The organism is candidate division WOR-1 bacterium RIFOXYB2_FULL_36_35 (assembly GCA_001771505.1).
Lineage (GTDB): Bacteria > Margulisbacteria > WOR-1 > XYC2-FULL-46-14 > XYC2-FULL-37-10 > XYB2-FULL-36-35.
Genome location: MEUA01000050.1, coordinates 1 through 9175 on the forward strand (window position 1 = coordinate 1; position 9175 = coordinate 9175).

Genomic DNA, 9175 nt, shown 5'->3' on the forward strand with positions numbered 1-9175 from the left:
ACTGAAAAATGAATTGCAAATATTATTAACAAAGATTAGAATCATTTTTGTGATGAAATATTATAAAAAAGGGCTTTTAGCTTTGCTGTTTTTTTTGTGCATGGGGGCCACATCCTTTCCTGATAAGCTTGTTTATTTCCCAGATAAACAACTTGAGCATGCGATTAGAAAAGCGTTAGATAATTATCAAGGAGAAATAACTTTCTCTATGACTGCAAAAATTGAATTCTTGGATGCAGACGAATTAGGGATTAAAAGTCTTGAAGGGATTCAGCATCTAAAAAATCTAAAGACCTTATATTTAGATGGAAATCAAATAAAAGACGTATCTTTACTTAGCAATTTGAAGGGATTGCTTTATGTTTACTTAGAAGGGAATCCTATTCAGGATTATTCTCCCCTTCAAAATGTTTATCCCTATCTTAAAGGAAAAGATTTTGAAATTAATATGCCGCAGAAGAAGATTGTGGGGTTTAAGGCGGATAAAATCATAGAGGAGATAATAAAGCCCGAATATAATGAGTTTGAAAGGGTCTTGGCAATTCATGATTATATTATTCTTAATTCTGTTTGTGACTGGGATAGTTATAGGACGAACACTATCCCTCCAGAATCTTATACTTCTTATGGGGTTTTGGTTTTGGGGGTTGGGGTTTGTTCAGGGTATGCAGAAGCCGCAAAGCTTCTTCTTGACGTGGCGGGGGTGGAAAATATTATTATTTGCGGAGAGGCTGACAGTCCCTTGGGAGCAAGAGACGGACATGCTTGGAATATGGTTAAAATTGATGAGGAATGGTTCCATCTTGATGCAACTTGGGATGATGTCCCATCTGTTCCAAATGAACGCGCACAAATAAGTTATAAGGCATTTTTATTGGATGATTTTGATATTTCTCTTTTGGGCAATCGCGATTGGAAGAGAGAAGGGTATCCAAAATCTGAGAGCAAAAAATTTTTATATATGAGAGGAATCCAAGATAAGTATGAAGTCTCTTCAAATGCTTATTATTCCTATGGAAATTGGACAGAGTTTTATAAAACAAACAAAGAAGGATATGATCAAAAATACATTGACGGAGGGAAAGTTCCTTCTGACAAAATCTGGGAGATAGCATTTAGCTCTGAGTTTAATAAAAATAAACTTTTGCAAAGAGTAATGGTAATAAATGTTGGAAGAGCTGTGTATGATTATTATGCTAAAGGGTTGGTTCCCGTAAAGTTATCATTAGAGAAAGAGAATACGCTCCTGACTGTTTATCCGCCAGAGAATGGTTATTCTCCGGGGTTATATTGGCTTTTTGTTAGCCGGTATGGATTTGTTGACACAAAATCTAATAAACCGATAAAGATGCTTTTTGAAGTGGAATAAACCCCACTTAGATCAACGGCTTTTATTGGTGTTTCATGGTACAATAATCAGCAAATAAGAGATTGTTTATGTCTTTGTTGCTGGTCTTTGCCAAAGTGAATGGATGAATTGTTTTAAAAACTTCAATTATGAAAACATATACTGAGTACTTATGGATTAATACCAAAAATAAAAGAGAAATCATAAATATAACTGATGAAGTTTTTGAAATAATCAAAAAATCAGGGATTGAAGAGGGGCTGGCTTTGGTTTCCGCTATGCATATTACCGCCTCAATTTTTGTAAATGATGAGGAATCTGGGATCAAACAGGACTTTTTGGAATGGGCTGAAAAGCTTGCACCCTTTAACATCAATTATCATCATCATCAAACAGGAGAAACAAACGGCGATGCACATTTAAAGTCGATATTATTTCATCATGAAGTGATCATTCCTGTAACAAATGGCAATCTTGACTTTGGCCCGTGGCAGCAGGTGTTTTACGGAGAATTTGATGGACAGAGAAAGAAGCGAATTGTTGTCAAGGTGATGGGGGAATAAAGGATTTGAACCATGCGGCAAAAACTGAATCTTATTACTCTTGGCGTTAAAGACTTCAAAAAATCAGTAAAGTTTTATGAAAAAGGTTTGGGCTGGAAAAAATCTTCCGCAAGTATGGACAATTTGGCATTGTTTCCGTTGGGAGGTATTGTTTTAGGTTTGTACCCAAGAGAACTTTTAGCAGAAGATGCAACTGTCAAGGATGTGGCTACCGGATTTTCAGGAATTACACTTTCATATAATGCAAAATCGGAGCAAGAAGTAAATGAAGTAATTAAAGAGGTTGAAAAACTTGGAGCAAAGGTAATAAAGCAACCACAAAAAGTTTTCTGGGGCGGATACTCTGGATATTTTTCAGACTTTGATGGACATTTAATAGAAGTAGCCTTTAATCCATTTTGGAAATTTGATGATAACGACAACTTAGCTTTACCATGAAGAGTCAAAAAAATATCAATCAATTAACAGATATTCCAGGTGTTGGAAAATCAATAGCAAACGACCTTCAAAATATTGGGATTAAGAGCCTTAACGATTTAATCGGCAAAGATCCGGAACAGCTTTATAATAGCTCTAATAAATATGCTGGGAAAGTCCAAGATAGATGTTTACTTTATGTGTTTCGCACAGCTGTTTATTATGTAAATACGGATAAAAAGAAACATAAGCCAGAAAAGTTAAAATGGTGGAATTGGAAAGATTCACCCCGATTAGGAAATCGGGGTTCATGCCTGGGGAAATTTCCAACACTCTGCTAGAATTCTGTTCGTCTATGAATAATCGGGGTTAATACTGTACTTTTATATTTAAATTGCAATTGGTTGAATCCAATACAAACTTGGCATCATTAAAACTTGGGGGGCCAAAAAGCCCTTTTGCATCATTTGATGCGCCAAAACCTTCTTGTGGAATACCAAAGAACTTTGTGTCCATTTTATTGTTTAAGTTCTCATCATGAAGAATTCCAATTGCATAAGTTCCAAAAGGAATATCTGCAAAAATGGCTTCTGATTTTCTATTGTTAATCTGGGAGATCAAAGATTTGAAGGCCTTCTGTGGTTGGTCAGGGAAGCCTTCTTTGGAAGAAAACAAGCCTATCTTTACAACCCCTTTATCACTTCGAAACCCATCAATATATAAAGTTATTTTCCCTGTTTTAGCAAAAGCTGTACAGGTAATAAATACAATTAAAACAAGGCTTATCAACAACTTTTTCATTTGGTATCTTTTTCGAAAAAATCTTTTAACATTAAATCAATTTTTGGCATGTAAAGTGGAGTATTATTTTTGTAACTAATGTATTGAGCTCCAAATCTTTTTGTAAGTTCTTTTTCCTCTCTTTTGCATTGAAAGTATGTTAAGCAAAGCCATGTAATGCCTGTAAGCACTACTGCTGTTTTATTAAATAAGACACCTAAACCAAAAAGAGTAAAACTCATGCCGGAATACATTGGATTTCTTACATACTTGTATATGCCATTTGTCATTAAAGTAGGCGATTGTCCAACCGCACCTCTGCGCCCTAAAAAATATACTGACAATAGAAAAATCGGTAGAAATGTAATAATGGATAGAATCCCAACCATTGTTAAAACATATTTAGGCATAAAATATAGTGTTTGATGCAAATTTGTAATTCCTAGTTTTCTTGTTATGAAAATATAAATTAATGTAAAAAAAGATATTCCGACTGCAACGCCAAACGGAGCAAGAATAAATTTTAAGTCTTTGCTATTCATATTTTATTTCCCTAAAATTTTTAATGCTTTTATATAAACATTCTTAACGCCAGAATTCTTCTCTTTTTTTACAAGTTCTGAAAATATCGGAAGAAGCTTTTTTTGTGTTTTTGGATTGTTTATCGCAATTTTAGTAAGCGCGGATGCCGCGCTCCACCTTACGACGGTTCCATCATCCTTTGTATTTATTATAAGCCTTGGAATCGCATTTGCTGTTTCATCTGGGAATTCTTTTGATATATTTGCAATTATGCGGCAAGCTTCCCACTTTACTCTCGGTTCATCTCCATTTATTTGAGCAACAATAAAATCTAAGCATGATCCGGCGAATTTAGGATTCTTGGCTGTTATATATTCTATGGCTTCAATAGAAGCCCCTTTTTCAGCAGTTGAGGCTGTTTTGAAGTATGCAATTAAATCGGTAATTAATTTTTTGTTTCCTTCCAATTCCTTTGCAAGCAAAGTCACTTTTTCTTTTGGTTTAACCTTTGATGTTAAGATTTCTTCAATAATTGACATTTTTATTGGACTCGTAATTTTGTAAGAATATTATATGCTTAAAGTGGATTTAATAAAAGAGCAAATCTTTTTACATGACGAAATCTGGTCATTGGCGTGTTTTTCTGTAGCAATATTTTTATCTCATTATTCATTTTTGTTGCTATAGCGCGATTTTTGAATAATTTCATGTTGTGATTAAGTGCAACCCCCCACGATTTTATTTCCGCATACTGCCAAATCGCTGATAGCCTCTTTTATCTGTCTAAGCATTTGATTTTTTTCCAGGCTTCTATGACTAAGAATTGCAGAAAGACCCCTTTTATTAAGCAAGTCAGGCGTTAAAGGCCCTTCTCCGTCTGTAAGGAAAGCAAGGTCGTGCCTTAATCCCATAAAAAAAGATAAGGCACTTTCTGCCTTTTCATACTCTTCTTGATTTATTAGATTTTTCAGATAAGCATAAACTAACAAATCCCACGAGGAGGCCATTTCAAGAGAATCTTTTCCTCTTAAAGCATAAAAAGCAGGGCAAAGGCATCTTAATATATTCTTTTTTATTGAAAAATCTCCTTTGTCAAGTCCCTCACTATTTGGAGCTTTATAAGTATCGGCAATTTGTTTATTATATCTAAATTGTTCTCGATGGGTCACCCTTAAAAGGCTTATAAATTTACCACGCACCCCGCGAGTCCCAGCAACACTTAGTACTCCCAAGTCCATTGTAAAGAGAAAAAGCCCCCAATTAAAACTTTTGCAGGCATCAGGTAAATTTGACAACCAAGATAATGATCCCATATTAAATAATTCGGGAGATGTTGGAGTTTCAAATTTAATGCCAATATTCCCACAAAGTTGGCTTACCTCTTTTTGTACTGCCGTAGCAGATTTATCATCATTAGCGTTAAGCGGAATGACAGCCCCATCAATATCTGATGCCGCATGATCTTCTCTTTGCGCGCTGCCGCTTACCGCCAAAGCCAAAGGACAGTTTGCGTTAGCCGCAATCTCACGAAAAATTGTTTCTACAAATGAAAGGCGAACAAACAATAACAAGACTGTTGTTGCTTGAGGATTGATACTGCCGCTTAAATAGCTCATTCCTATTTGTTCAATCAAAGAGTGATAAAGAACTCGCCTATTATCTGCTTTCCGAATTCTGGCAGGCAAGTCCAATAAGCTTAATTTATTTAATTCCTTACCACAAGAACCTCTAACTTGGCTTGCAATACACCCGACACCAACCCTTCTTTTAACAGTTGCATGTAATGGTAAAAAAGGCGCTCTGCCCGCAACCACTTGCAGCGCATTGTTTCCATCTAATTTATATCCCATTGTTGTCCTCCTTTTTTCAACTTGAGCCTTCGACGCTTTTTTTAGATAAAAGTGAAACTTCGCTGAAATTATTTTCATTCAAATTCTGTTGTATTTTTATATTATAATCTTCGAAAAAAAAACGAAATTTCATCTATTTTATTTGCAAAAATGTTGTTATAGCGCGATTTTTAAATTGTGGAATGAAAATTGTTGTATTTCATATATGAAATACAGGCCAGATCATCATCGTCGATCAATTCGATTGAAAAATTATGATTATTCCCAAAATGGCGCATATTTTATTACGATTTGCACGAAAAATCGGGAATTACGAAACACACCAACCCAAACAATCTGGCAACGCAATTATTATGATCATATTATTTGCAATAATGAATCATTGGGACGAATCCGAAATTATATTGTGAATAACCCATTAAATTGGAAATATGACAAATCAAATATTTTTCTGTCTTGAATGATGTCAGCACAATATAGACAAATTTTCCCCCTTGACCTTCTCCTTACAGGAATGTTTATAATGCTTATATAAATTAATTAAGGGGGTATTATAGGCGTGTACACAATAAGCGAATTTTCAAAAATAACACAAATTACACCAAAAGCACTGCGGTATTATCATGAGATTGGATTGCTTATTCCAGCCAAAATTGATGACTTTAATAATTATCGAGGGTATAGCGTAGACCAAATTGATAAAGCCCTTCTCATTTTGGATCTTAAAGAATTGGGCTTTTCTTTGGATGAAACAAAGGAAGTTATAGCAGGAATAAATAATGACAAAGATATAGTAAAAAGGCTAAAAGACCAAAAGAATAAAATAAACGAAGAAATTGATAAATATAAATTTAAATTTGATAAGCTTGATCAAATATTAAAAGAAAAGGAGAAAAACAAAATGAATAATATAAATTGTGAAATCCAAGAAAAACAAATTCCTGAAATACTAATAGCAAGCATTAAACATCAAGGTGCTTACAAAGAAATAGGCCCTTTGTTTGGTAAATTGTTTCGTGCTTGCGGATTTAAGAATATTTGTGGGACTGCTTTTGCTTTGTATTATGATGAATGCGTAAAAGAAAATGACGCAAGCTATGAAGCCTGCATTCCTATAAAAAACAAAATAGATAAAGAGGGGATAGCTGTTAAAGTTTTAAAAGGAGGGCATGCTTTTACTCTGATTCATAAGGGGCCTTACGATTCTTTGGGAAGTACATATAAAAAGATTTTAGATTACATGAAAGAGAAAAATATTAAGCCGATTTCTCCATCAAGGGAGGTTTATTTGAAGGGGCCTGGTTTGATATTTAATAATCCCAAAAAGTATGTGACAGAGATCCAATTTCTGGTAAAATGATGCAACCCTCACCCAGTTTGGGATGATAGTTAGCTAGAAGGCTTTTGCCCTCTCCCAAAGGGAGAGGGACTAGAGGAGGAAATTTTATGGATAAACAGTTTTTGAAAGATGCTTTTGGTTGGGGTTTTGGACTTTGGCTTATTGGATATATTCTCGGATTTATTTTCTTTGCAATAGCTCCACATTTCATGCTTGGTTGGGTTATTATGCCGATTGGGACTGTTATTACCCTTTGGGTTCTGGTCAAAAAGGTCAAAGGAGATTCTCTTGGATATTATGTAAAGATGGCTATTCTTTGGACTTTAATTGCAATTATTTGTGATTATTTTTTCTTAGTTAAAATGCTCAAAGTGGATGATGGATATTACAAACTTGATGTATATTTATATTATGCACTAACTTTTGCGCTGCCAGTAGTTGTTGGGTGGCAGAAAAAGCAATTTAAGAAATAAATTTCATGGAAACATTTGAAGCGATAAAAACGAGAAGAAGCATCAGGAAATATGAAGAGTTAAAAGTTCCAGATGAATTAATACAGAAACTCTTATCTTCTGCCATGCAGGCTCCATCTGCTGGAAATCAACAACCATGGCACTTTATTGTCATAACAGACAAAAATATCCTTCAACAATGTTCTAAAATACATGTAAATGCGCCGATGGCAAAGGATGCAGCATTAGCAATTCTTGTTTGCGGCGATGTTGTTCTTGAAAGGCATAAGGATTATTGGCCCCAAGATTGCTCTGCTGCTATTCAAAACGTGCTTTTGGCTGCACATGATATGGGGTTCGGGGCTGTTTGGTGTGGTGTTTATCCTAGAAAGGAAAGGGTTGATGGCTTTAAAAAGTTTTTTAATTTGCCAGAAAATGTAATTCCATTTGCTCTCATTCCTATAGGATATCCTGCGGAAAAGAAATCTCCGGATAATAGATTTAAAGAGGATAGAGTGCATTATAATAAGTGGTAAGGGCAATGCAGGGAAATAAGGCTTTCTATGAAAATAAGGAGGACAAAAAATGAGCCAACAAATATGTCAAAGCTGCGGAATGCCAATGCAAAAAGATGAGAATTTTGGAACTAATCAGGATGGAAGTAAAAGTTTGGAATATTGCCAATTTTGTTTTAAAAACGGAAAGTTTGCAGATGAAGGAATTACTATGGAACAAAAGATTGCAAAAAACATAGAAATCGCCCAAAAAATGGGAATGCTGGAAGAAAAAGCAATAGAACTGGCTAATTCCACAATTCCTAAGCTTAAAAGATGGCAATAAAAAGGAATATCCTTTGAAAATATTTTTTTATGTTGCAGGCATTCTCTTTTTATTTATAATTGGAGGGGTTGCAATGCTGTTTAATCTTTTTAAAATAGATAAAGTTGAACCTCAAATAACAACACTAAAAGAGCCTACCTATATTGTCGGGATTTCTGTCTGCACAAACGATAAAGATATATACAAAGATGCTGGTAGGATTGGAATGGAGTTTGAGACCTTAAAAAAGAAGATAGCTATCCCAAATGTAAAAAAACCGTGGGGCTTTATTGCTGTAAGCAGAAATTATGATCCTAAAACAGGCAAGTTTGAATATATAATCGGAGATATTGTTACATCAGCCTTAGAAGTTCCGCAAGAGCTTATTGCTTTTGAAATCCCTGCCATAACTTATGCAATATTTCCAATAAAGCCTAAAGCTGGCTTTTTGTGGGGATATACAATTGGCCAGATAAAGAGGTATATCTATACAGAATGGTTGCCTAATTCACATTATGCGCCTGCAGGAATTATTGATGATTTTGAATGCCATGATGAAAGAAGCTTGGACAAAAAAAGTCCTAGAATAGATTTATTTGTTGCGATAAAGAAGAAATAAGATATAGTATAAAAATTATATGTTTGGAACCGTGGAGCTTAACATATCAAAATGAATAATTACTTAATTAATTTCAAAAATATGAACTGGAAAAGCCCTGCTTCAGGTGTTCGTCAAAAGGTTTTCTTGCAAGGAGATCAAAAAATCCGTTTAGTAGAGTTTTCTGATGGATTTGAAGAAAAAGATTGGTGTACTAATGGTCATGCAGGATATGTTTTAGAAGGAAAACTTTCAGTGGCTTTTGGTGGGCGAGTAATTGATTTTAAAGCAGGCGATGGTCTTTTTGTCCCAGAAGGGGAAGCCCATAAACATAAAGCTATGATTGCTAAAGGGGATAAAGTTTTAATTGTTTTGTTTGAAGTATTAGCACCATGAAAAACTACGAAAAACAGCTCAAAAATGGTATAATTTCAACCATATGAATACTTTTGAAAAAGGTAGAAATATTTATAAAAAATTAAAAGCC

13 protein-coding genes and 1 pseudogene are annotated in these 9175 nt (G+C 34.6%); 10 read left to right on the forward strand and 4 right to left on the reverse strand.

Annotation, left to right across the window (positions count from 1 at the left end; all coding sequences use genetic code 11):
• The 4 genes and pseudogenes from A2290_08060 to A2290_08075 all read left to right on the forward strand — a co-directional run bounded on the left by A2290_08060 (nucleotide 1) and on the right by A2290_08075 (nucleotide 2669).
• Nucleotides 1-1369: pseudogene (locus tag A2290_08060) on the forward strand (hypothetical protein).
• 128 nt (nucleotides 1370-1497) lie between these two features.
• Nucleotides 1498-1911: a secondary thiamine-phosphate synthase enzyme gene (locus A2290_08065; GenBank protein ID OGC13573.1), complete on the forward strand. Its 414-nt coding sequence runs from the start codon at nucleotides 1498-1500 to the stop codon at nucleotides 1909-1911.
• A 12-nt stretch (nucleotides 1912-1923) separates the two neighbouring features.
• Entirely contained in the window at nucleotides 1924-2349 is a 426-nt protein-coding gene (locus A2290_08070) for a glyoxalase (GenBank protein ID OGC13574.1), read from the forward strand.
• A complete protein-coding gene (locus tag A2290_08075; protein ID OGC13575.1) occupies nucleotides 2346-2669 on the forward strand; it encodes a pathogenicity locus in 324 nt (107 codons plus the stop codon). The genes A2290_08070 and A2290_08075 overlap by 4 nt, the downstream gene beginning before the upstream one ends.
• Nucleotides 2670-2697: 28 nt before the next feature.
• Here A2290_08075 and A2290_08080 read toward each other — a convergent pair whose 3' ends face one another.
• The 4 genes from A2290_08080 to A2290_08095 form a co-directional block, all read right to left on the reverse strand.
• Nucleotides 2698-3129, reverse strand: coding sequence for a hypothetical protein (locus A2290_08080; protein ID OGC13576.1), 432 nt, complete (start codon nucleotides 3127-3129; stop codon nucleotides 2698-2700).
• Nucleotides 3126-3650 (reverse strand): hypothetical protein, encoded by a 525-nt coding sequence (locus A2290_08085; GenBank protein OGC13577.1) that lies wholly within the window; start codon nucleotides 3648-3650, stop codon nucleotides 3126-3128. The genes A2290_08080 and A2290_08085 overlap by 4 nt, the downstream gene beginning before the upstream one ends.
• A gap of 3 nt (nucleotides 3651-3653) precedes the next feature.
• Nucleotides 3654-4169 (reverse strand): hypothetical protein, encoded by a 516-nt coding sequence (locus tag A2290_08090; protein OGC13578.1) that lies wholly within the window; start codon nucleotides 4167-4169, stop codon nucleotides 3654-3656.
• Nucleotides 4170-4346: 177 nt separating this feature from the next.
• A complete protein-coding gene (locus A2290_08095) occupies nucleotides 4347-5558 on the reverse strand; it encodes a hypothetical protein (GenBank protein ID OGC13579.1) in 1212 nt (403 codons plus the stop codon).
• Between the two features lie 481 nt (nucleotides 5559-6039).
• Here A2290_08095 and A2290_08100 point away from each other — a divergent pair, with 481 nt between their 5' ends.
• The 6 genes from A2290_08100 to A2290_08125 all read left to right on the forward strand — a co-directional run bounded on the left by A2290_08100 (nucleotide 6040) and on the right by A2290_08125 (nucleotide 9084).
• On the forward strand, nucleotides 6040-6840 hold the full coding sequence (locus tag A2290_08100) for a hypothetical protein (protein OGC13580.1): 801 nt from the start codon (nucleotides 6040-6042) through the stop codon (nucleotides 6838-6840).
• An 86-nt stretch (nucleotides 6841-6926) separates the two neighbouring features.
• Nucleotides 6927-7292 carry a hypothetical protein gene (locus A2290_08105; protein ID OGC13581.1) on the forward strand — a complete coding sequence of 122 codons (366 nt, stop codon included), beginning with the start codon at nucleotides 6927-6929 and terminating at the stop codon, nucleotides 7290-7292.
• A gap of 5 nt (nucleotides 7293-7297) precedes the next feature.
• On the forward strand, nucleotides 7298-7807 hold the full coding sequence (locus A2290_08110; GenBank protein ID OGC13582.1) for an NADH dehydrogenase: 510 nt from the start codon (nucleotides 7298-7300) through the stop codon (nucleotides 7805-7807).
• 49 nt (nucleotides 7808-7856) lie between these two features.
• The gene (locus A2290_08115) at nucleotides 7857-8111 is read left to right on the forward strand and encodes a hypothetical protein (GenBank protein OGC13583.1); all 255 of its coding nucleotides are present in this window, start codon (nucleotides 7857-7859) and stop codon (nucleotides 8109-8111) included.
• Between the two features lie 13 nt (nucleotides 8112-8124).
• Complete coding sequence (locus A2290_08120) at nucleotides 8125-8709, forward strand: hypothetical protein (protein OGC13584.1); 585 nt, start codon at nucleotides 8125-8127, stop codon at nucleotides 8707-8709.
• 51 nt (nucleotides 8710-8760) lie between these two features.
• Complete coding sequence (locus A2290_08125) at nucleotides 8761-9084, forward strand: hypothetical protein (protein OGC13585.1); 324 nt, start codon at nucleotides 8761-8763, stop codon at nucleotides 9082-9084.
• Nucleotides 9085-9175: the final 91 nt, after the last annotated feature.

What these genes read in the sequence shown, in the direction of transcription:
- A2290_08065 (OGC13573.1), top strand. Translation starts at nt 1,498, where the DNA reads ATGAAAACATATACTGAGTACTTATGGATTAATACCAAAAATAAAAGA.
- A2290_08070 (OGC13574.1), top strand. Translation starts at nt 1,924, where the DNA reads ATGCGGCAAAAACTGAATCTTATTACTCTTGGCGTTAAAGACTTCAAA.
- A2290_08075 (OGC13575.1), top strand. Translation starts at nt 2,346, where the DNA reads ATGAAGAGTCAAAAAAATATCAATCAATTAACAGATATTCCAGGTGTT.
- A2290_08080 (OGC13576.1), bottom strand. Translation starts at nt 3,129, where the DNA reads ATGAAAAAGTTGTTGATAAGCCTTGTTTTAATTGTATTTATTACCTGT.
- A2290_08085 (OGC13577.1), bottom strand. Translation starts at nt 3,650, where the DNA reads ATGAATAGCAAAGACTTAAAATTTATTCTTGCTCCGTTTGGCGTTGCA.
- A2290_08090 (OGC13578.1), bottom strand. Translation starts at nt 4,169, where the DNA reads ATGTCAATTATTGAAGAAATCTTAACATCAAAGGTTAAACCAAAAGAA.
- A2290_08095 (OGC13579.1), bottom strand. Translation starts at nt 5,558, where the DNA reads ATGAAAATAATTTCAGCGAAGTTTCACTTTTATCTAAAAAAAGCGTCG.
- A2290_08105 (OGC13581.1), top strand. Translation starts at nt 6,927, where the DNA reads ATGGATAAACAGTTTTTGAAAGATGCTTTTGGTTGGGGTTTTGGACTT.
- A2290_08110 (OGC13582.1), top strand. Translation starts at nt 7,298, where the DNA reads ATGGAAACATTTGAAGCGATAAAAACGAGAAGAAGCATCAGGAAATAT.
- A2290_08115 (OGC13583.1), top strand. Translation starts at nt 7,857, where the DNA reads ATGAGCCAACAAATATGTCAAAGCTGCGGAATGCCAATGCAAAAAGAT.
- A2290_08125 (OGC13585.1), top strand. Translation starts at nt 8,761, where the DNA reads ATGAATAATTACTTAATTAATTTCAAAAATATGAACTGGAAAAGCCCT.